This window comes from Streptomyces sp. NPDC056169 (genome assembly GCF_042268445.1).
In the GTDB taxonomy this organism is placed as follows: Bacteria; Actinomycetota; Actinomycetes; order Streptomycetales; family Streptomycetaceae; genus Streptomyces.
This window is the reverse complement of sequence record NZ_JBHJUO010000004.1, coordinates 1-20,433: the sequence shown is the minus strand read 5'-3', so window position 1 is coordinate 20,433 and position 20,433 is coordinate 1. Positions and strand designations below refer to the sequence as shown.

At 72.1% G+C, this 20,433-nt stretch carries 17 protein-coding genes; 12 read left to right on the top strand and 5 right to left on the bottom strand.

From position 1 onward, the window contains the following. Nucleotides 1–34 precede the first annotated feature (34 nt). Nucleotides 35–937 (bottom strand): alkaline phosphatase family protein, encoded by a 903-nt coding sequence (locus tag ACFC0G_RS07210; protein WP_376398532.1) that lies wholly within the window; start codon nucleotides 935–937, stop codon nucleotides 35–37. A gap of 82 nt (nucleotides 938–1,019) precedes the next feature. Beyond that, nucleotides 1,020–3,146 carry an alpha-galactosidase gene (locus tag ACFC0G_RS07205; protein ID WP_376398529.1) on the bottom strand — a complete coding sequence of 709 codons (2,127 nt, stop codon included), beginning with the start codon at nucleotides 3,144–3,146 and terminating at the stop codon, nucleotides 1,020–1,022. Between the two features lie 131 nt (nucleotides 3,147–3,277). Between ACFC0G_RS07205 and ACFC0G_RS07200 the strand changes: the two genes are divergently transcribed. The 7 genes from ACFC0G_RS07200 to ACFC0G_RS07170 all read left to right on the top strand — a co-directional run bounded on the left by ACFC0G_RS07200 (nucleotide 3,278) and on the right by ACFC0G_RS07170 (nucleotide 12,288). Then, nucleotides 3,278–4,444, top strand: coding sequence for an ROK family protein (locus ACFC0G_RS07200; RefSeq protein WP_376398526.1), 1,167 nt, complete (start codon nucleotides 3,278–3,280; stop codon nucleotides 4,442–4,444). 122 nt (nucleotides 4,445–4,566) lie between these two features. Next, nucleotides 4,567–5,850, top strand: coding sequence for an ABC transporter substrate-binding protein (locus ACFC0G_RS07195; protein ID WP_376398524.1), 1,284 nt, complete (start codon nucleotides 4,567–4,569; stop codon nucleotides 5,848–5,850). Continuing rightward, the gene (locus ACFC0G_RS07190; protein WP_376398521.1) at nucleotides 5,847–6,851 is read left to right on the top strand and encodes a carbohydrate ABC transporter permease; all 1,005 of its coding nucleotides are present in this window, start codon (nucleotides 5,847–5,849) and stop codon (nucleotides 6,849–6,851) included. The genes ACFC0G_RS07195 and ACFC0G_RS07190 overlap by 4 nt, the downstream gene beginning before the upstream one ends. Before the next feature lie 7 nt (nucleotides 6,852–6,858). Beyond that, entirely contained in the window at nucleotides 6,859–7,704 is an 846-nt protein-coding gene (locus ACFC0G_RS07185) for a carbohydrate ABC transporter permease (RefSeq protein ID WP_376398518.1), read from the top strand. 70 nt (nucleotides 7,705–7,774) lie between these two features. Next, nucleotides 7,775–9,718: a glycoside hydrolase family 5 protein gene (locus ACFC0G_RS07180; protein WP_376398515.1), complete on the top strand. Its 1,944-nt coding sequence runs from the start codon at nucleotides 7,775–7,777 to the stop codon at nucleotides 9,716–9,718. Nucleotides 9,719–9,764: 46 nt separating this feature from the next. After that, nucleotides 9,765–11,519: a beta-galactosidase family protein gene (locus ACFC0G_RS07175; protein ID WP_376398512.1), complete on the top strand. Its 1,755-nt coding sequence runs from the start codon at nucleotides 9,765–9,767 to the stop codon at nucleotides 11,517–11,519. 55 nt (nucleotides 11,520–11,574) lie between these two features. Continuing rightward, on the top strand, nucleotides 11,575–12,288 hold the full coding sequence (locus ACFC0G_RS07170; RefSeq protein ID WP_376398510.1) for an HAD family hydrolase: 714 nt from the start codon (nucleotides 11,575–11,577) through the stop codon (nucleotides 12,286–12,288). Here ACFC0G_RS07170 and ACFC0G_RS07165 read toward each other — a convergent pair. Next, the gene (locus tag ACFC0G_RS07165) at nucleotides 12,263–13,216 is read right to left on the bottom strand and encodes a LysR family transcriptional regulator (RefSeq protein ID WP_376398507.1); all 954 of its coding nucleotides are present in this window, start codon (nucleotides 13,214–13,216) and stop codon (nucleotides 12,263–12,265) included. The two genes, ACFC0G_RS07170 and ACFC0G_RS07165, sit on opposite strands and share 26 nt — an antisense overlap. 229 nt (nucleotides 13,217–13,445) lie before the next feature. On the opposite strand from ACFC0G_RS07165, the gene ACFC0G_RS07160 reads away from it, so the two are divergent. Together ACFC0G_RS07160 and ACFC0G_RS07155 are read left to right on the top strand one after the other, a co-directional pair. Continuing rightward, nucleotides 13,446–13,670, top strand: coding sequence for a hypothetical protein (locus ACFC0G_RS07160; RefSeq protein WP_376398504.1), 225 nt, complete (start codon nucleotides 13,446–13,448; stop codon nucleotides 13,668–13,670). Nucleotides 13,671–13,761: 91 nt separating this feature from the next. Next, entirely contained in the window at nucleotides 13,762–14,994 is a 1,233-nt protein-coding gene (locus tag ACFC0G_RS07155) for a serine hydrolase domain-containing protein (RefSeq protein WP_376398501.1), read from the top strand. A 43-nt stretch (nucleotides 14,995–15,037) separates the two neighbouring features. Here ACFC0G_RS07155 and ACFC0G_RS07150 read toward each other — a convergent pair whose 3' ends face one another. Together ACFC0G_RS07150 and ACFC0G_RS07145 are read right to left on the bottom strand one after the other, a co-directional pair. After that, nucleotides 15,038–15,454: a universal stress protein gene (locus ACFC0G_RS07150; RefSeq protein ID WP_376398498.1), complete on the bottom strand. Its 417-nt coding sequence runs from the start codon at nucleotides 15,452–15,454 to the stop codon at nucleotides 15,038–15,040. A gap of 1 nt (nucleotide 15,455) precedes the next feature. Next, nucleotides 15,456–16,958: an APC family permease gene (locus tag ACFC0G_RS07145; protein WP_376398495.1), complete on the bottom strand. Its 1,503-nt coding sequence runs from the start codon at nucleotides 16,956–16,958 to the stop codon at nucleotides 15,456–15,458. A gap of 211 nt (nucleotides 16,959–17,169) precedes the next feature. On the opposite strand from ACFC0G_RS07145, the gene ACFC0G_RS07140 reads away from it, so the two are divergent. The 3 genes from ACFC0G_RS07140 to ACFC0G_RS07130 all read left to right on the top strand — a co-directional run bounded on the left by ACFC0G_RS07140 (nucleotide 17,170) and on the right by ACFC0G_RS07130 (nucleotide 20,295). Next, nucleotides 17,170–18,285, top strand: a complete 1,116-nt coding sequence (locus tag ACFC0G_RS07140; RefSeq protein ID WP_376398492.1) for an ABC transporter substrate-binding protein — start codon at nucleotides 17,170–17,172, stop codon at nucleotides 18,283–18,285. Between the two features lie 119 nt (nucleotides 18,286–18,404). Continuing rightward, on the top strand, nucleotides 18,405–19,751 hold the full coding sequence (locus tag ACFC0G_RS07135) for a hypothetical protein (protein ID WP_376398489.1): 1,347 nt from the start codon (nucleotides 18,405–18,407) through the stop codon (nucleotides 19,749–19,751). Nucleotides 19,752–19,818: 67 nt separating this feature from the next. Continuing rightward, nucleotides 19,819–20,295: a hypothetical protein gene (locus tag ACFC0G_RS07130; RefSeq protein ID WP_376398486.1), complete on the top strand. Its 477-nt coding sequence runs from the start codon at nucleotides 19,819–19,821 to the stop codon at nucleotides 20,293–20,295. Nucleotides 20,296–20,433 lie beyond the last annotated feature (138 nt).

Sequence of the window (20,433 nt, the reverse complement as noted above, 5' to 3'; positions counted from 1 at the left end):
TCCTGATCGGATTGGTCTTCACGAGGGGGCGGAGTCATCCATGAATACGCCCACTAACGACGGACTTGGTGCGGTCTGCCTCCCGGCAGGTGAAGGCGGTGCCGTCCAGCGTCCAGTGGAGGTCGGGCGTGATGCCGAGGGCCGTGAAGACATGCGCGGCGACGTCGGCGTGGTGGAGGGACGCCGGCACCACGCCGGCGGCCAGTCCCGGACCGCGGGCGGCGATCCAGGCCGTGCGCTCCAGCGGACTGCGGCCCCCGTGGCCCCCCTCGTCACGGTGGCCGTGGTCCGTCACCACGATGACCGTCCACTGCTCCGCCGCGTGACCGGGCCGGCGGGCCACGGCGGCGAGGAGCCGTCCGAGGCGCCGGTCCGCGGCCTCGATCGCCTGGCGGTACTCCTTGTCGCAGCCGAGGAAGTGGGCGGTCTCGTCGACGGCTCCGAGGTAGATGAATCCGGCGTGGAGCTCCTCGTCCAGGGCGAGGAGGTGCTCCGCGTCGGCGGTCACCCTGTCGTCCACCTCCTCCCAGGCCTCGGGGGTGTCCTCGCGGGGCGCGACGTAGCCGAGCCGGGTGGGGGCGACGAAGAGCGGGCCGCCCTGCTGGGCGAGGAAGAGCGGTGCCCAGCCGCCGACGGCGAAGGTGCGCCGGCCGCAGTCGGCGGCGAGGCGGGTCGTGAAGTCGGGGAAGACGTCGAGCCGGTTGCCGTCGAGGCGGTTGCCCCACACGCCGTGCTTGGCGACGCCGACGCCGGTGACGATGGTGGTCCAGCACGGGCCGGACATCGTGGGTGTCGCGGCGTCCACCTCGACGGGTGCCAGGAAGCCCGCACGGGCGATGCCGTCGAGGTGGGGGGTGTCGAGTTCGGGGAGCAGATCGAGGCGTACGCCGTCGATGCCGACGACCAGGACGCGGGGGTTGTCCGTGGCAGCGTTCATGGGTGGGTCCTGAGTGTCGTGGGTGGGTGGGGGGGAGCGATGGGGTGGCTCACGGGGGTGACGCGGTGAGCGGCGGGGTGGCTCACGGGGTGACGCGGCGGAGCCGGATCAGGCTGCTGGCGTAGTCCCCGGCCGGAAGCCGCGGGTCGATGCCCCGGCCCACCAGGACGGCCCCGCTGTGCACGCGGTCCAGTTCCGGGTCGAGGTAGTACGCCCCGGGGTCGAGGGCCGGCAGCCGCACCGGGTCGGCGGGGTGGCCGAAGCGGGTCGTGGGGCGCCAGACGAGGACCGCGTGCTCGCTGTCGTCCCGCGCCGCGTAGTGGACGGCCGTCACCGGTCCGCCCGTGGCGACCCGGTGCTGGTGCCCGCGCTGGACGAGCGGGCGGATCTCCTTGTACTGGGCGACGAGCGCCGCGGTCTCCTCCAGCTCGTCGTCCGACCAGGACGTCAGGTCCCCGCCGAGCCCCAGCGCCCCCGCCATGGCGACGTGGAAGCGGAAGCGCAGCGGAGTCCGCCGTCCGGTCGTGGTGTTGGGGCTGTCGGTGACCCACGCGGCCATCGCCGGGGCCGGGAAGAGCTGACCGAAGCCGTGCTGGATCTCGATCCGGTCGACCGGGTCGGTGTTGTCCGAGGTCCAGGCCTGGTCGGTGCGGGCGAGGATGCCGAGGTCGACGCGCCCGCCGCCGCCCGCGCACGCCTCGATGCGCAGTCCCGGACGGTCGGCGCGGAGCCGGTCCATGATCCGGTGGACGGCCCGCGTGTGGTCGATCCACAGCCGGTCAGGGTCGGGATGGCCGGCCCAACCGGCCTCGGTGAACGCCCGGTTGGCATCCCACTTGAGCCAGTCGACGTCGTACGCGCGGACGAGATGGTCCAGGGTCCGCCGCGCCCACTCCTCCACCTCCGGCCTGGCGAAGTTCAGCACCAGCTGGTTGCGCAGTTCCGTCGCGTCGAGCCGGGGGGAGTGGACGACCCAGTCCGGATGGGACCGGTACAACTCGCTGTCCCGGTTGACCATTTCCGGCTCCACCCACAGCCCGAAGCCCATGCCCAGGCGGTGCACCTCGTCGGCGAGCGGACGCAGCCCGCCGGGGAAGGCCTCCCGGCGGGGGGTCCAGTCGCCGAGCCCGGAGCGGTCGTCGCGGCGCGTGCCGAACCAGCCGTCGTCCAGCACGAAGAGTTCCGCTCCGACACGGGCCGCCAGGCGCGCGAGCCGGAGTTGGCCGGCCTCGTCGACGTCGAATCCGGTGGCCTCCCAGGAGTTGTAGAGCACCGGCCTGTCCCGCTCGGGCTCCGGCAGCACATGGCCGCGGACGTACTGGTGCCAGGCGCGGCTGGCGGCGCCGAAGCCGTGCGGGGAGTAGAGGCCCGCGTACGTCGGTGTGCGAAGGCTCTGACCCGACCGCAGGGTCCAGCTCAGCCCCTCGTGGCCGAAACCCCCGGTCCAGGTGGTGCGCCCGACCGGATCCCGGTGGACCGTGACACGCCAACTCCCGCTCCAGGCAAGCGCGGTGCTCCACACCTCGCCCTGCTCCTCGGTCGCGGTGCCGTCGTCGACGGCCAGCCACGGACTCGCATGGTGGCCGGTGATGCCCCGACGGCTCGTCAGGACGGTCTCGGCGACGGGCAGTCGGTCGCGCTGGAGCTGGAACTCGCTGTTCCAGCCGCCGACGAGATGGCTCAGCCGGTAGTCGGCCAGTGGGGGAGCGGTCCAGGACGCCGAGTCCAGCCGGTCGACGATGACCGGATCCGGCGGACCGTCCGTGGCTCCGGTGTGGGTCAACTCCGTCCAGCGCTCCACGACATCGGTGTCGGTCCGGACGCGGTAGCACAGTTCGGCCCGCAGGGGGCGATGCCGGTCTTCGAGGCGCAGCCGGAGTTCCCCGCCGTCGACGGTGTGACCGGCGAAGCGCCATTGGGTGCCCCGGGTTCCGTCGGCGAAGCGGACCTGAAGGCCGGCAGGCCCGAAGCGCGCCCCGGTCTGCGGGGCGAGCTCGTCGGGGGCGGCGTCCGCCTCGAAGCTGCTGGCGGCGGGGGAGACGGCCTCGGGGAGCGCGGCGAGGGTGAGGGTGTCGAGCGGTGCGCCCCAGTACAGGTGCCGAGGGCTGCCGTCGGCGCCGACGCGCAGCGCGTACAGGCTGTTCGGCGTGCGCAGCAGCGCGAGGCGGAGATCGGGATCGAAGGTGGCGAGCGGGAGCGTGGCGAGCACGAATGGGTCCCCTGACGTGATGGGCACGGAGGCGGCCCGAGCGTAGGTCGGGCCCAACTCGTAAATCAATACTGGAAGAAGTTATTTATTTGCTCTACGTTGCTCCCGTGTTTCCTCCTCACTCACAGCCCTTGGTCACCGCGCCCGCCGAGACGGCGGTGCTCGCCCTGCTGCTCGCCGAGGGACCGCTCAGCAGAGTGGAACTGGCGCGGCGGACGGGGCTCTCCTCGACCGCCGTCACCAAGGCGGCCAGGCCCCTCATCGACGACGGCTACCTGTACGAACTGCCGCCGGAGCGCACCGCACCGGGAGCGGGACGACCGGTGAACCCGCTCGCGGTCGCGGCCGACCGGGAGTACTTCATCGGTCTGAAGATCACCGCCGACCGGCTCTTCGCCGCCGTATGCGATCTGCGGGCCGGCATCCGGGCCACGGCCGCCAGACGGCTCGGCGCGTGCACCCCCGAGGTCGTCGTCCCCCTCGTCGCCGAGATGGTCGACGAACTGCTTGACACCGAGCCCGCGTTCCGGGACCGTACGCGTCACCTCGGCGTCGCCGTCACCGGCGACGTGGACCGCGACAGCGGGGTGCTCCGGCACGCCGGACTCCTCGGCTGGCGGGACGTCCCGCTCGCCGGACTGCTCACCGCTGCCACCGGTCTGTCGGTCACGGTCGAGAACGACGTCAGGGCCCTGACCGTCGCGGAACACTGGTTCGGCGAAGGCATCGGCACCGGAAACTTCGCGCTGGTCACCATCGGCGCGGGCATCGGCTCGGCCCTCGTCGTCAACGGCCGTCTCCTCAGGGGCGCCTACGGCGTCGCGGGGGAGGTCGGGCACCTCTGCGTGGACCCGACCGGTCCGCGCTGCCGGTGCGGGGCACGCGGTTGCGTCGAGGCCATCGCCTCCACCGACGCGATCCTCGCGGCGGTCCGCGACGCCACCGGGGGCGGGCACCTCACGTTCGACGAGGTCGTCCACATGGCCCGCGAAGGCCACCCCGCGGCCGGCGGGGCCTTCCGCCGGGCCGGACACGCCATCGGGGTCGGCATCGCCGCACTCGTCAACCTCGTCGGCCCCGAGCGGGTCGTCGTCAGCGGCGAAGGCGTCGACACCTACGACCTGCTCGGCCGGCACATCCAGGACGCGTACGCCGCACAGGCCTTCGGCGCGGCATCCCGGTGCCCGCTCTCGCTGCGCCCGCTCCCCTGGGAGGAGTGGGCCCGCGGCGGCGCCGCCGTCGCCATCCAGGCGCTCTTCCCGCAGTACACGGCCACTCCCACGGCCGGCGCCGGCTGAAGTACCCCGCAGCCGACGCGTACGACTCCCCGGCCGTCGCCCTCCTCTGCCGGCAAGCATGGACGAAGGCGCCGACCGGGCAGCACATCCGCCCCGCACACACCCTCACAGAAGGACGGGACATGAGCGCACGCAGAACCGACCTTAGCCGACGCGGATTCCTCACGGGATCGCTGCTCGTCGCCGCCGGAAGCATCCTGACCACCGCCTGCAGCACCGACCCCACCGGCGGTTCCGCCACCGGGGCGAAGACCACCCTCAACGTCTGGTACCACGCCTACGGCGAGGCCGGCACCCAGCAGGCGGTCCTCCGCTACGCCACCGCCTTCACCAAGGCCAACCCGGACATCGCCGTCAAGGTGACCTGGGTCCCCGGCGACTACGCGGGAAAGCTCAACGCCACCCTGCTGACCGACGCCGCCCCCGACGTCTTCGAGATCGGCGACTTCAGCGAGAGCCTCGCCCGCCGGGGCCAGATCGCCGCGCTCGACGACGTGTACGGCAGCGCCAAGGGCGACTTCAACACGAACGCCGTCGAGTCGGTCGGCGTCGACGGCAAGCTCTACGGCGTCAAGATGATCGACGACGTCATGATGCTCTACTACCGCAAGAGCGGCCTGTCGAAGGCCGGCATCACCCCGCCCACCACCTTCGACGGCCTCGTCGCCGCGGCGAAGGCCCTCACCACCAAGAAGAACAAGGGCCTGTTCGTCGGCAACGACGGCCTCGGCGACTCCGCGACCCTCGCCGTCTTCTCCAACGGCGGCGACCTCGTGACCCCCGACGGCAAGGTGGCCTTCGGATCGCCGCAGGCGCTCGAAGCGCTGACGGGCCTGAAGCGCCTCCACGACGACAAGTCGCTGCTCCTCGGCTTCACCACCGACTGGTGGGACCCCGCCGCCCTCACCCAGGGCGTCGTGCCCATGCAGTGGGGCGGGCTGTGGTCGATGCCGGCCGTCACGGCGGCGCTCGGCGACGACTTCGGCGTGGTGCCCTGGCCCGCCTTCAAGGCCGGCGGCGCCCCCGTCGTACGGGTCGGCGGATGGACCAGCTGCGTCAACGCCAAGGGGAAGAACACGGCGGCGGCCAAGAAGTTCGTCCAGTGGCTGTGGGTCGAACAGGCCGACCTGCAGAAGGACTTCGCCGAGAGCTACGGCTTCCACGTCCCGCCGCGCACCTCCGTCGCGGCCACCGCGAAGAAGCTCTCCGCCGGCCCCGCCAAGGAGACCGTGGGGCTCTCCCAGAAGTACGGGAAGCACTACCCCGGCACCTGGGACACCGCCGTGAGCAGCGCCTTCAACGCGGCCGCCGCGAAGATCGTCGGCGGACAGGGCGACCCGGCCGCCCTCCTGGCAGAAGCGGTGAAGAAGGCCCAGAGCGAGATAGACAAGCAGCGCGGCCGATGAATCCCGCGACCGACCTCACGCTGAAGCCCGAACCGGCCGGGCGCCTCGCGGACACCCCGCGGGGCCCCGGCCGGGCCGGCCGCCCCCGCGCCGGCCGGGCCCGCGTCGGCCGCTCCGGCTGGATCGCCTTCGTGGTGCTGACCGCGCCGACGCTCATCGGGCTCGGCGTCTTCAAGTACGTCGCCATCGGCTGGAGTTTCCTGCTCAGCCTCAGCGACGCACGCGGCACCATCGCCCTCGGCGACTGGGTCGGTCTGGACAACTACCGGACGCTCCTGTCCGACCAGGCGTTCCGCGACTCCCTGCTCCAGATCCTGGTGTTCACCGCCTTCATCGTCCCGGTCACCTTCGCCGCCTCCCTCGGGCTCGCGCTGCTGGTGCACCGGGTCCGCAGGGGCCGCGCCCTGCTGCGCACGACCTTCCTCATCCCGGCGGCCGTCTCGTACGTCGCCGCGTCCCTGCTCTGGAAGATGTCCCTGTTCAACGGACTGCCGGCGGGCATCGCCAACACGATCGGCGGCTGGTTCGGCGCCGAGCCCGTGGCCTGGCTGCAGTCGAGCTCGCCGCCGCTCTACTGGGTCGTCCTCGTCACCCTGCGCCTCTGGCTCCAGGTCGGCTTCTACATGGTCCTCTTCCTCGCCGGACTCCAGGCCATCCCCCAGGAGGTCAACGAGGCCGCCGCACTCGACGGCGCCACCGGCCGACGGCTCCTCACCAGGATCACCCTGCCGATGCTGCGGAACACCTCCGTCGCCGTCCTCATGCTCCTGTTCATCGCGGCCTTCCAGGCCTTCGACGAGTTCTACAACCTCTTCAACAGCGGGCTCTCCGGAACCGGCACCGCCCCCGTACAGACCCCGCTGGTCCACCTCTACAACACCGCCATGGGCAGCCAGAACTACGGACTCGGCTCCGCCGGAGCCTTCGTGCTCACCGCCGTCATCGTCGGAGTGACCCTGATCCAGGGTCGGTTCACCGGCTTCGGCAGGAGCGGAGAGTGAGACACGCGTGACCACCCTGCCCGGACTCTCCCGAGCGGTGCGCCTCCTCGTACGCGGCCTGCTCATCGGCCTGCTGACCGCGGCCTTCCTCGCCCCCTTCTACCTGATGCTCCGCAACTCGCTGATGGACTCCCCGAGTCTGACCGCACCGGAGTGGACGTGGTGGCCCTCGTCCATGCACTTCGAGAACTTCAGTGACCTGTTCGCCGACCCCGCCGTCAACATGGGCAGCGCCCTCGGCAACTCGCTCCTGATCGCCGGCATCACCGCGCCCGTCTCCACGCTCCTCGCCTCCGCCGCCGGCTACGCCCTCGCCCGGATCCCCGTCCCGGGACGCGGAGTGCTGCTCGCCCTGGTGGTGGCGACGCTGATGATCCCCGGCTCGGTCACCTTCGTGCCCACGTTCGTCGTCGTCGGCTCCATGGGAGGCGTCAACACGCTCTGGGGCATCATCGTGCCCGGCCTCTTCAACCCCTTCGCGGTCCTGCTGTTCCGCAACTTCTACCTCCAGTTCCCCACCGAGATCGAAGAGGCCGGACGGCTCGACGGCCTCGGCTGGCTGGGCCTGTACGGCCGGATCGCCCTGCCGAGCTCCGGAGCCATGCTGGCCTCGCTAGGAGCGCTGTCCTTCATCGACAGCTGGAACTCCTTCCTGTGGCCGCTGGTCATCGGCCAGGATCCGTCCGCCTGGACCGCGCAGATCGCGCTGTCCACCTTCCTCACCTCGCAGACCATCAACCTGCCGGGGCTGTTCGCCGGCGCCGTCGTCACCATCACGCCCCTGGTCGTCATGTTCCTCGTCGCCCAGCGCTACATCGTCGAAGGCATCGCCACCAGCGGCCTCAAAGGCTGACCCACGGCCCACGCCCCCTCACGCCGCACCACAAAGAACAGGCTCACGACCCCTTCCGCAAGGAGATCCCGTGACACCTCGCACCCTCATCCGACGCGCGACCGCGGCCCTGGCCGTCCTGTCCGCGCTGATCGTCGGCGCCCCCGCCGCCGCCGCACCCCTCCAGCCGGTCGCGGCGGCGTCGGTCGCGGCGCCCGTCCCCCTCACCGGCCCGCAGCTCGCCGCCTCCTGGACCGCCCCGCTGTCGACCCGGGACCGGTACGTCGTCGACGCGAACGGCGACCGGTTCAAGCTCAAGTCCGGGAACTGGGCCGGCGCCCAGGGCACCTGGCAGGGCAGCGGTGACGTCGGCGACGTCGCCAACCACCAGGCGAGGCAGATGTCGCACAACCTTCCGCTCGGCCTGGACAGGAAGCCCATCGCCGGGATCCTGGCCGACTTCCACGCCCTGGGCCTGAACAGCATCCGGCTGCCGTTCGCCAACGCGGTGATCCACGACACCACCGTCGTCCCGGACTCGGCCGTCGCCGCCAACCCGCAGCTCAAGGGCAAGACCCCGTTGCAGGTGCTCGACGCCGTCGTCGGGGCCCTGACCGCGGACGGCTTCGCCGTCATCCTCAACAACCACACCACCAGCTACCGCTTCTGCTGCGGCCTGGACGGCAACGAGCGCTGGAACAGCGGCCAGTCGACCCAGCAGTGGATCGACGACTGGGTGTTCCTGGTGAAGCGCTACCAGGCCGACAAGCGGGTCGTCGGAGCCGACCTGCGCAACGAGGTCCGCCGCGACACCTGGAACGATCCCAACTGGGGCTGGGGCAACGACCACGACCTCTACAAGGCCATGGAGGAGGCCGGCAACAAGATCCTTCAGGCCGACCCGGACATGCTCGTCATCATGGAGGGCATCAACTGGCAGGGCATACCCACCGACCTGACCCCCCACGGCCGCCCGACGCTGACCCCCGTCGCCACCCTGTCCCACACCCTGATCCGCTCCGACAAGCTCGTCTACGCGGCCCACTTCTACGGCTACACGGGGCCGAACCACACGGGCGCCACCGGCACGGGCGAGACCCACGACCCGCGCTACGAGGAGTTCACGCCGGCACAGCTCGCCCAGGTCGTCGACGATCAGGCCCTGTTCGTCACCCGGTCCGGCCAGCACTTCACCGCACCCGTGTGGATCAGCGAGTTCGGCGCCGCCGGCCGCGGGGAGCCCGACGCCAGGGAACGCGCCTGGTTCACGAACTTCACCGACATCCTGGTGAGGAACGACACCGACTTCGCCATCTGGCCCCTGGTCGGCTGGACCGACGCGAACGGCACGCCCCAGGACAACTGGGCCATGGTCAACTACAGCGCGAACGGCACACGGCTCGGTGTCATGGACGCCGGCGACTGGCGCGCCACCGACTGGAACAAGCTCGTCGGCGCCCCCGGCAGGACCGGCCGGATCGCCCCCGCCACGCGCTGGAACATGCTCAATCTGGACTACGCCGACTACAACGTCTCCGCCACCATGCTGGCCAAGCCGGACTGGTCCCCGGGCAACCGCAAGGCCAACTGCCCCGACACCCAGCGACTCGTCGGCCTCGGCCGCAGCGACAGCCGCGGACTGTGCACCGACGCCGGGCAGCCGGCCAAGGCGAGCGGCCCCTGGACCGTCGTGACCGACGAGCGGTACGTCACCGGGGGCGACTGGGCGAGCGGCTACGACAAGCGCCAGTGCCCCGACCGCACCTTCGCGGTCGGTTACAGCGTGAGCGGCAGCGCCGTGTCGGCCCTGCTGTGCGCACCCGCGGCCGCCTCCCTGCCCACCACCAACCGCGTGCTCTGGTTCGACAAGGGCGACAACCGGCCCGCCACCGGCGGCTCGACCGCCAGCGACTGGGCACCCGGCTACTACAAGGGCCAGTGCGCCGACAACGAGTACGTCGCCGGTGTCGCCTTCACCTGGAAGTGGAACCACGGCGGCGTCCCCGACGCCCTGCTGTGCCGCCCGCTCGCCTAGAAACCGACCGCCGCACCCCGACAGCCCTCTGAGGAGCACCACCGCCATGTCCCGACTGGAGATCGCCGACGACGGCTTCCGTCTCGACGCCCACCCGTTCCGGATCGTCTCCGGAGCCCTGCACTACTTCCGCGTCCACCCGGAACAGTGGGCCGACCGACTCCACAAGGCACGGCTGCTGGGCCTCAACACGGTCGAGACCTACGTCCCGTGGAACGCGCACGCCCCCCGCCGCGGGGAGTTCCACCTCGACGGAGGTCTCGACCTGCCCCGCTTCCTCGACACCGCCGCCGCCGAAGGACTCCACGTCCTCCTCAGGCCCGGCCCGTACATCTGCGCCGAGTGGGAGGGCGGCGGCCTGCCCTCCTGGCTCCTGGCCGAGGACGACCTCGTCCCGCGCAGCCGCGACCCCCGCTACCTGAGCGCCGTCGACGACTACCTCGGCGCCCTCCTCAAGCCGCTCCGCCCCTACCTCGGCAGCAACGGCGGGCCGATCCTCGCCGTCCAGGTCGAGAACGAGTACGGCGCGCACGGCGACGACCACGCCTACCTGGCCGAGCTCGCCGCCATGCTGCGCCGCCACGGCGTCGACGTCCCCCTCTTCACCTGCGACCAGCCCGCCGACCTCGCCCGGGGAAGCCTCGACGGCGTCCTCGCCACCGCCAACTTCGGCAGCCGCGCCGCCGAAGGCCTGGCGGCGCTGCGCGCGCTCCGGCCGCAGGGCCCGCTGATGTGCTCCGAGTTCTGGATCGGCTGGTTCGACCGCTGGGGCGGCATCCACGCCCGCCGCGACGCGGCCGACGCCGCCGCGGAGCTCGACACCCTGCTCGCCGCCGGCGCCTCCGTCAACATCTACATGTTCCACGGCGGCACCAACTTCGGCTTCACCAACGGAGCCAACGACAAGGGCACCTACCGCCCCACCGTCACCTCCTACGACTACGACGCCCTCCTCGACGAGGCCGGGGACCCCACTCCCAAGTACGCCGCCTTCCGCGAGGTCATCGCCCGCCACGCGCCCGTCCCCGCCGACCCCGTACCCCCGGTCGCGCCCAAGGCGGCGTACGGGCCGGTGGAGCTCACCCACACGGCCGGCCTGCTGGAACACGCCGACGACCTCGGCGTCCCCGCGACGGCCGACCGGCCGCTGACCATGGAAGAGCTCGGCCACCCCTTCGGCTTCGTCCTCTACGAGACCGACCTGCCCACGCCGGGACCGGCGGTCCTGCACGCCGAGCGGGTCCACGACCGCGCCCAGGTCTTCGTCGACGGGCAACCGGTCGGCGTCCTGGAACGCGAGAACCACGAGCACGCCCTCGCCTTCACCGTCCCCCGCCCGGGAGCCCGCCTCGCCGTCCTGGTCGAGAACCAGGGACGCGTCAACTACGGGCCGCGGCTCCGCGACCACAAGGGCCTGCTCGGCCGCACCACGATCAACGGCACCCGGCCCGCCGCCTGGCGCAGCCGCGCCCTGCCCCTCGACCGCCCGGACACCCTCGCGTACCGGCCGTTCGTCCCCGAACGGCCGCCGGTCGGACCGGCCTTCCACCGGGGAACCCTGACCGTGGACGAGCCGGCCGACACCTTCCTCCACCTGGGCGGCTGGACCAAGGGCCTGGCCTGGATCAACGGCTTCCCCCTGGGCCGCTACTGGTCCCGCGGCCCCCAGGCCTCGCTGTACGTCCCCGCTCCCGTCCTGGTACCGGGCGCCAACGAGGTCACCGTCCTCGAACTCCACGCCGCCGCCACGCGCCACGTCCACCTGCGCGATGCCCCCGCCCTCGGCGCCACCGAGGAGTGACCCGACCCGGTACGCCGGCCCCACCGTCCCGAGCCCACCACCAGGGAGCATCCCCGTGCCCGTGCACACCGAACTCCAAGCGGTCCTCTTCGACATGGACGGCACACTCGTCGACACCGAGCGGCTCTGGCGGCGGACGGTCGAGGAAGAGGCCCTCGGCCGGGGCATCGCCCTCACCGACGCGGACCTCGCGTTCGTCCTCGGCCGCGCCGTCGAGGACTGCGCCGCGCACCTCGCCTCCCGCACGGAAGGCCGCACGGAAGGCCGTACGGAAGGCCAAGTGGACGGCCGGGTGGACGGCCGGGTGGACGCGGCCGTGCTGGGCGACTCCCTCGAACGCCGCTTCACCGCACTCGTACGCCGACAGGTCGTCCCCCTCCCCGGGGCCGTGGAACTCCTCGCGACGCTCCACGCCGAGGGCATCCCCACCGCGCTGGTCTCGGCCTCGCCGCGGCCGGTCGTGGACACCGTCCTCGACGCCCTCGGCCGGCGCTGGTTCACGGTCTCCGTGGCGGCGGGCGAGACGCCGCGCACCAAGCCGCATCCCGACCCCTACCGGGCGGCCCTGACAAGACTCGGGACCGCCCCGGCCTCCTGCGTCGCCGTGGAGGACACCCCGACCGGCGTCGCCTCCGCCGAGGCGGCCGGCTGCGAGGTGGTGGCCGTACCCTCCCTCACCACCATCGCCCCGGCACCCCACCGCACCGTCGTGCGCAGCCTGCTGGACGTGGACGTCGACCTGCTCAGACGGCTGACGGCCGCTCCGTGAGGAGATCCGGCGCGGGCGGATCGGGCAGCCAGTCCCGCGCGGGGTCGTACTCCAGCCAGCGGCTGCGCCGCGCTTCCGCCGCGCAGGCGGCGGTGAGGGCGCTCAGCCCCGGGTGCCCGCTGCCGGTGCGCCACACCAGCGACCACGCGTACAGCGGCGTGGGGTCGACCAGCGGGACCGAGCGCAGCCCGGGGACGTCCGGCAGGGGCACGTCGGCGGGCAGCAGCGAGAAGCGCCGCGGGTCGGCCGCCACCTCGCCGAGGAAGTGGGCGAGGCCCAGGTTGGCGCTCTCGGCCCGGTCGCGGATGCCGAAACGGTCGGCGAACCGGCGGAGGAAGTCGAGCCGGTCCAGCGCACCGGGCGCCCAGAGCACGCTGCCGCGCAGCCGGTCCGGCCGCAGCGACGCCTCGGCGGCGAGCGGATGGTCCGCGCCGAACACGACGTCGACCGGTTCGAGGCGGACGAGCCGGTGCGTCAGCCCGGCGTGCGGCGGAGGGTGGACCCGGCCGAAGGCCGCGTCGATGTCACCGAGCAGCAGGGCGTTCGTCACCGCGGGAAGGTCGCGTCCGTGCCCCGACACCAAGTCCCCGGCCTCGCGGGCGACCTGGGCCAGCGTCCTCATCGGCGCGTAGAGATGCCCCCAGACGTCCACGCGCAGCGGCCGGCCGTCCCCCGCGACCGCCGCGACAGCGGCGTCGGAGGTGGCCAGCGCCTGCCGGGCGGGCGGGAGGAAGCGCTCGCCGGCCGGGGCGAGCCGCACACCGTTGCCGCCGCGCTCGAACAGCCGGGTGGCGAGCAGGGCTTCCAGCCGCGCGATCCGCTTGGACAGGGCCTGCTGGGAGATGCCGAGCGTCCCGGCGGCCCTCCCGAAATGCAGCTCTTCGGCGGTGCGCACGAAGGCACGCACCTGCGCCATGTCGAGATCCACGGCTCTCACCCTAGGTGACAACCAAGTGTTGTCGTCAGGGCCTGACCGGGTGGTGGCGGTGCTGGTTCAGGTCGGCGACCAGCATGATCGCGGTGTCGAAGACTGCCGCATCACGGCAATGACCTGGTGCGTCGTGGTGCGTCACGATGATGCGGCATGATCATCGAAGACGCGTTCGATGACGGTGGCCGGGAGAGCCGGCGGCCGGGAATCGCCAGGGGGAGACGGTATGGCCAAGGTCGTGCACGCGGAGATCGGGGACAAGAGGTTCCGCTGCCACGTCTGTGACGGAGACGTCTTCCGTGAGCGGGAGGTGAAGCTGAACAGCACGGGGATGGAGTTCTTCAACATGGCCTGGGCCAACGAGTCGGCGAACGGTCTCATCTGCCTGACGTGCGGCTACGTCCACCTGTTCGTGCCCGGCCGGCTGACGCTCCACCGCGCGCAGGGCTGAGTCCCGGACGCGCTCGGCGGCACGGGTGACGCCCCCGCGGGTCGACGGCCGCCGGGCCGGCGCGCGGGCGCTCCCGGCCGATACTCCGGCCATGACCTCAGCCCGTTCCACCTCGCGGTCGCGCCGTGCGGTCGTTGCCGCGCTCACCGCACTCGTCACCCTCGGCGCACCGCTCACGACGGCCGGCACCGCGGCGGGCGACGGCGGCCACCGGCGGCCGTGCGCCGCCTCCCGGCTGCCCGACCACGGCACGGCCCGCGACGTCCGGCGCATCGCCGAGCGGGCCGCGGCGGACCTCGGCCTGCGGTCCGTGATCCTGCGCGTCACCGTCGACGGCCGCGAGGTCGTCACCACCGCCCTCGGCGAGTCGATGACGGGGGTGCCGGCCGACCCCGCCCTGCACTTCCGCAACGGCAACGTGGCGATCAGCTACCTGGGGACGGCGCTCCTGCGCCTCGTCGACCAGGGCGTCGTCGGCCTCGACGACCCCGTCGCGCGCTGGCTGCCGGACCTCCCGCACGGCCGGAGGATCACCCTGCGCATGCTGGCGGCGTCCACCACCGGTCTCGTCGACTACGTCCGCCTCCCCGCGTTCCAGCAGGCCGTCACCGCCGACCCGTTCCGCCAGTGGACGGCGAAGGAGGTCGTGGCCCTCTCGACCGGCGAGCAGCGGTGGTACGAGCCGGGCACGAACTGGAGCTACTCGCACGCCAACTTCGTCCTCCTCGGCGCCGCCCTGGAGAAGATCACCGGCACCCGTCTTGACGTCCTGATCCGGCAGCAGGTCACCGGCCCGCTCGGGCTCCGCGAGACCCGCAACGGTTTCACCCCGGACATCCCCGAACCCGCCCTGCACGCCTTCACCGCCGACCGCGGGACGTACGAGGAGTCCACCTACTGGAACCCCTCCTGGACCACCGCGCCCGGCGCCGTCCAGACCACCGACATCTGCGACCTGGCCCGGTCGGCCGCCGGCCTCGGCTCCGGCGAGCTCCTGTCCCCGTCCTCGTACCGTCAGCTGCTGAACCCGGGAACGGTGGGACTCGGCCACGCCACGCGGAAGTGCCCGGCGACCGTCTGCCTCGCGAACACCCAGGCCACCCACTACGGCATGGGCGTGGTCGTGCTCGGCGACTGGATCGCCCAGCACCCCCTCTTCTTCGGCTACTCCGCCTCCATGGCCTATCTCCCGTCGGAGCGCCTGGCCATCGCGGTCTCGACCACGCAGGGCCCCACGACCCCGGACGGCCACACCGCCCACGTGATCGCCCAGCGCATCGCCGCCGCCCTGGCCCCCGGGCACCCCGTCCCCGACTTCGGCTGAGCCGCACGCCCGACCGGGGCGGGTTGCCGGGGTCTCGGGGCGCTCATTCCTCGGGAGGGACGCAGAGCACCGGGACGCTCGACATGTGCAGGAGTTTGTGGGGCGTCGAGCCCAGGAGCGCGCCGCGCATCGGGCTCTCGCTCCAGCTGCCGACCACGATGACCCGCGCGGCGTGCCGGTGCGCCGCGTCGATCAGGGCCTGGGCGGGTGCCTTGTCGATCACCTCGACGACGGTCGGCACCCCCGCCAGGTCGGCCTCCGCGACGGCGTGCGTCAGACCGTCGCGGCCGACCTGGCGGATGGCCTCGTAGTGGGAGGCGTACTCCTCGCCGACGGGGCCCGGCGCAGCGGCCCCGTAGACCAGCACGAGCCGCTCGTCGAACGCGGCGGCCACCTCGACCGCGATGCGCAACGCGCGAGCGGCGCCGGGGGATTCGTCGTAGCCCAGCACGACCGACATCTCAGGGCTCCTTGCGCCGGCCGTGGACCAGGTCGGGGTCGGCCACGCCCGGGCGCTCCCGCCAGAACGCCGGTTCCCGCAGGCGCCGCACGACCATGACGACCACGCCGGTGAGGGCGATGCCGATGCCGATGACGAGCGGCGGACCGAGGCCGAACCACGAGGTGCCGCTGTACGAGTTCTCCGGATCGGACATGTCGGAGACCGACCGCACCAGGAGCCACGCGAGCAGTCCGGAACCGATCAGGGGGCCGAGGCCGATCAGCAGGAAGTTGTGGACGCTCTCGAAGAGGTGGCGGCGGTAGTAGATGACGCAGGCGACACCCGTGAGCGCGTAGTAGAAGGCGATCAGCAGCGACAGCGCGGTCAGCGAGTCGAAGAGGGCGTTGGAGCTGATCTGGTTCACCACGAGGTACCAGGCGGTGGCGATGCCGGCGACCCACCACGTACTCACGTCAGGGGTGCGGAAGCGCGGGCTGATGTGGCCGAAGTGGTCGGGCAGTGCCCGGCGGCGGGCCATGGACAGCGCCGTGCGGGAGGCCGGGATGATGGTGGTCTGCGTGGAGGCGATCGCCGAGGTGCAGACGGCGAGGAGCAGGATCCAGTCCCAGCCGCCCAGGACGTCCGTGGCGAGCTGGGCGAAGATGAACTCCTCCTCCCCGGCGTTCTCGGCCAGGAACGTCGGACCGGCGTAGGCCACGACCGCGAATCCCACGGACACGTACGTCACGAGCAGGATCACGGTCGACCAGATCCCCGCCTTGCCGGGGGCGGTCGCGGAGTCCTTGACCTCCTCGGTGAGGTTGACCGCCGATTCCCAGCCCCAGTAGATGAAGACGCCCAGGAGAAGCCCGCCGGTCAGCGCCGCGCCGCCGGCGCCGAACGGGTTCAGCCAGCTGAGGGCCGGCTCGACCGAGTCGTACTTGCTCGTCCCGTCGTAGACGCTGGCGAACGCCACGCCGACGAAGATCAGCAGGCAGGCGACCTGCGCGAGGATGAGGACGTTCTGCACCTTCGCCGACAGCTCGGTGCCGACGACGCACACGGCCGTCATGACGAAGATCAGCAGCACCGTGAGCAGTTGGCGTACGAAGGTGTTGTCCACCCAGCTGTCGAGGCCGACGGCCAGCAGACCGAAGGTCACGGCCACGTCGGCGAGCGAGCCGACGACCAGGACTCCGGTCATCGCGATGGCCCAGCCGCCGAGCCAGCCCGCCCACGGGCCCATGGCGCGCGTGACCCAGGAGAAGGTGGTGCCGCAGTCCTGGTCGACCTTGTTCAGGTAGTAGAACGCCGAGGCGATCAGCAGCATCGGCACGAAGGCCGCGAACATCACGCCGGGGGCGTAGATCCCGACCAGGGCGACGACGGGGCCGATGACGGCCGCGAGGGAGTACGCGGGGGACGTGGAGTTCAGTCCGATGACGAGGGCGTCGACGAAGCCGATCGCGTTGGCCTTGAGGCCCGCCGGCCGCCCGGTGGACCCGGCATCCTCGGCTGCCATGTTCCCTCGCTCCGGTTGGACCCCGACAGAACAGCGAGACGTATGCCTTCATCGTAGGAAGGTCCGGCCGCACCTGCATGCGGAGCAGCGGCGTCCCACGCGAACGAACAGATAATCGGTTGCCTGCGGGGAGGGTGGTGGATCCAATGACCGGCAGGTCCACGGTCCCGGCCGTTCGCGACCGCATCGCCCCAGGGGAAGGCACCACCCGATGAACACGTCACCATCGCCGTCCGGAGCGCATCACGTCGAGGAGGGGGCGTCCGTCCGCCTGGGCGCGCTCGTTCCGCTGACACGGCCCGGCTGGGTCGAGGCGGGACGGCACCTCCTCGCGGGACTGGACCTGGCCGTCACCGAGGTCAACGACGCCGGCGGGATCGGCGGGCGGCCCCTGGAGCTGGTGGTCCGGGACACCGCGGCCGATCCGGAACGGGCCGCGGCGGCCGTGGACGACCTGGCCGGTCTGGGCGTGGCCGCCGTCGTCGGTGAGTACCACAGCGTCGTCGCCCGCTCCGCCGCCGCCCGGGCCGACGCCCTCGGCGTGCCCTACCTCTGCTCTTCCGCGGTACTCGATGCGCTCACCGAGCAGCCGACGGAGTGGGTCGCGCGCCTGGCACCGGCCCAGTCCCACGGCTGGCGGATCTACGCGGACTTCCTCCTCGGCGCGGGCCGGCACCGGATCGCCGTGGTGACCCAGCCGAGCGTCTACTGGGCGTCCGGGACCCGCATCCTGCGGGACCACCTCGCCGCGCGCGGCGGCACCGTCGTCGAACTCGACGCGAACGAGCTCACTCCCGAGGCCCTGTGCGACGCGCTCGTCGACCACGGGGCGACCGCGCTCCTCCTGCTGGTCGGCCAGCCGGAGCCCGCGGTACCGATCGTCAGGGCCGTCCGGAGCGACCGCCGGCTCGCGGAACTCCTCGTCGGCGCTCCGGCGGGACAGCCCGAGTTCGCGGAATGGGCCGCCGTCCTCGGCGCGGACGGCGCCGGGATCCCGTTCCTGCGCTACCTGCCCGAGCACCTCGGCCCCCTCGGCGAACGCGTCGGGAAGGAGCTCCGCGCGCGGCTGGGCGAAGCGCCCTCCTTCGTCGCCTTCGAGGGCTGGGACGCCGTCACCGTCCTCGCCGACGTGCTGCGTTCCCACGGCACGGACCGGGCGGCGATCGCCGGGGCGTGGCCGGACGTGGCGGTCGAGGGCACGCGCGGCACGATCCGGTTCTCCCGTACGCCGGGCATCGGCGTCCGGCAATGGGCCTGGCCGCCGGTCCAGGTCGTCGACCGGGACCCGACGGATGCCGATCGGTTCCGGATCCTCCGCACCGGCTGAGCGAGGACGGGTTGCGCACGGGGGCGGCTCCGGTGGCCGCCCCCGTGATCTGCGCTCTTCTCTTGTGTGATGATCCACCGGACGTGGATCCGCAGGTGGATCCATGGGGGAGAGAGACCATGACGACCACGGACGCCAACGGCGTCGACCTGTCCGGTGTGACCGGCAGGCTCATCCAGACCGTCGACCTACGGGACAACCCGGCCCCGCAGGCCATCGCCACCGACACGAAGAACGGGTGGATCTTCGTTCTCCAGCTGGAGTCCTCGGGGACCGCGCCCAAGAACTCGGGCAACATGTACCTCAACCGCATCAACCGGCGGACCGGTCAGCCCGACGGCCAGATGCAGCTGATCGGCTTCGGCCACGGCCTGTCGTTGGTCGCACTGCCGGACGGCGACGACACCTACCTGTGGACCGAGTGCGGCAGCGCGGCGGCGGCCCCCCTGTACTTGAAGGGCGAGTACGCGTTCGGCAAGGCCGTCACGCGCTTCAAGTTCGAGAAGGACGGGGTGCTCGCCGCCCAGTCCATCCCGGCCCCGCAGAGGTTCACCCCGCCCGGCAGCACGGAAGCCGTCGGCCCGTCGTACGACCCGACGACGAACCTGCTGACCGTCATGTACCACAAGGGCGGCAAGCGGCAGTTCACCCGCTACGACGCCACCCTGGCCGCCGCGGGCACCTGGACGCCCGTGGGCACGACCTTCGTCATGCCCGACAACGAGAAGACGGTGCCCCCGGGCCTCCCCCAGGAGCCCCCGGTGCAGGCCACGCTCGTCGCGCAGGGCTTCCAGACGCTGGGCGGCATCCTGTACGCCTACCACTGGGCGCCGTTCGACGTGGAGGACCACGAGAACCCCGGCTACGCGTTCATCACCGCGTACGAGTGGTCCGACACCTGGGCGGGCGGCGAACGTCCCCGTCTCAGCCAGGTGATGGTCACGAGCGCCCCCGGCCTGAAACACCGCGAGCCGGAAGGCCTCGCGGTCGAGATCGACCCCGATACGCAGGAGACCCGCCTGCTGTTCGGCTTCAGCGACAAGGTCGCCCCCACGTCGGGCGCACGGAACGTCACCATCGGCTGGTACCCGACGAAGCCCGCCGTCGACGGCGTCAAGGTCCTCGCCGACTGGGAGGACCTCACCCTCGCGCCCGGGTTCACCGCCGGGACGGAGCGTCCGCGCGGCCGGCTCATTGCTCTCGCCGGCACCACCTACCTCCAGCTGCGCGGCACCATCAACCCGCCGGCCGGCGGGATGACCGCGGACGGCAGGATCGCGACGCTGCCGCACCGGCTCCGCCCGACACTGGTGGCCCGGCAGAACGTGCCCCGCAACAACAAGGCGGGACGCTACATCTGTCGCGTCGAGGCCGACATCCTCGGCGATCTGCGGGTGTACGGCGCGTACGAGGACAACGCCATCACCTGGATCGACCTGGACAGCTTCTCCACCGTCTGGCGATGACGGACCCTCGGTCCGCAGCACGCCGCCCCTGAACTTCCCCTCTTCTTCCCGATCCGGAGGATCGCGCATGGCCCAGCACACGACCAGCCGTCGTTCCCTGCTCACCGCGGCGCTCGCCGCCCCGGTCGCCGCCGTCGGCGTCCCGCTCGTCACCGCCGTCCCCGCCGCGGCCGCGGAGCCCACCGACGGCTGCCAGACCGTGGTTCCGTGGACCGACGTCACCCCGGACGCCTCTGTCACCCCCGAGGCCGGCTCTCCTTACCAGGCCCGTGTCATACGGCTCGCGGGCACCGAGTTCCTCCAGCTGCGCGGCGTTCTGACCTGCCCCGTCCCCCTCACCGCGGACGAGTTCATCGGTACGCTGCCGGCCTCGATCCGCCCGCCCAGGACGACCCGCGGCACCGCGACCCGGAACAACAACGCCGGGATCAACGCGATCCGCGTCGAGGCGTACACGACCGGCCTCGTCAAGGTCTTCGGCCCGACCTCGGCCAACCCCGCCACCTGGATCCAGCTGGACTCCTTCTCCTCCGTCATGCGCTGACGCCCGTCGGCGCACCCGCTCATGACGGTGCGGCGGGGGCCCCCCAGGGGGGGGGGGCGCCGGAGGGGGGGGGGGGGAACGGGGGGGGCGGAAAATGCGGGCCCCCCCGGGGGGGTGGGGGACTTAGAAGGGTTTGGG

Coding starts and splice junctions, on each gene's coding strand:
- ACFC0G_RS07150 (WP_376398498.1), bottom strand. CDS start 15,454: ATGTCGGTCGTGCTGGGCTACGACGAATCCCCCGGCGCCGCTCGCGCG.
- ACFC0G_RS07195 (WP_376398524.1), top strand. CDS start 4,567: ATGAGCGCACGCAGAACCGACCTTAGCCGACGCGGATTCCTCACGGGA.
- ACFC0G_RS07175 (WP_376398512.1), top strand. CDS start 9,765: ATGTCCCGACTGGAGATCGCCGACGACGGCTTCCGTCTCGACGCCCAC.
- ACFC0G_RS07145 (WP_376398495.1), bottom strand. CDS start 16,958: ATGGCAGCCGAGGATGCCGGGTCCACCGGGCGGCCGGCGGGCCTCAAG.
- ACFC0G_RS07155 (WP_376398501.1), top strand. CDS start 13,762: ATGACCTCAGCCCGTTCCACCTCGCGGTCGCGCCGTGCGGTCGTTGCC.
- ACFC0G_RS07140 (WP_376398492.1), top strand. CDS start 17,170: ATGAACACGTCACCATCGCCGTCCGGAGCGCATCACGTCGAGGAGGGG.
- ACFC0G_RS07190 (WP_376398521.1), top strand. CDS start 5,847: ATGAATCCCGCGACCGACCTCACGCTGAAGCCCGAACCGGCCGGGCGC.
- ACFC0G_RS07160 (WP_376398504.1), top strand. CDS start 13,446: ATGGCCAAGGTCGTGCACGCGGAGATCGGGGACAAGAGGTTCCGCTGC.
- ACFC0G_RS07135 (WP_376398489.1), top strand. CDS start 18,405: ATGACGACCACGGACGCCAACGGCGTCGACCTGTCCGGTGTGACCGGC.
- ACFC0G_RS07130 (WP_376398486.1), top strand. CDS start 19,819: ATGGCCCAGCACACGACCAGCCGTCGTTCCCTGCTCACCGCGGCGCTC.
- ACFC0G_RS07210 (WP_376398532.1), bottom strand. CDS start 937: ATGAACGCTGCCACGGACAACCCCCGCGTCCTGGTCGTCGGCATCGAC.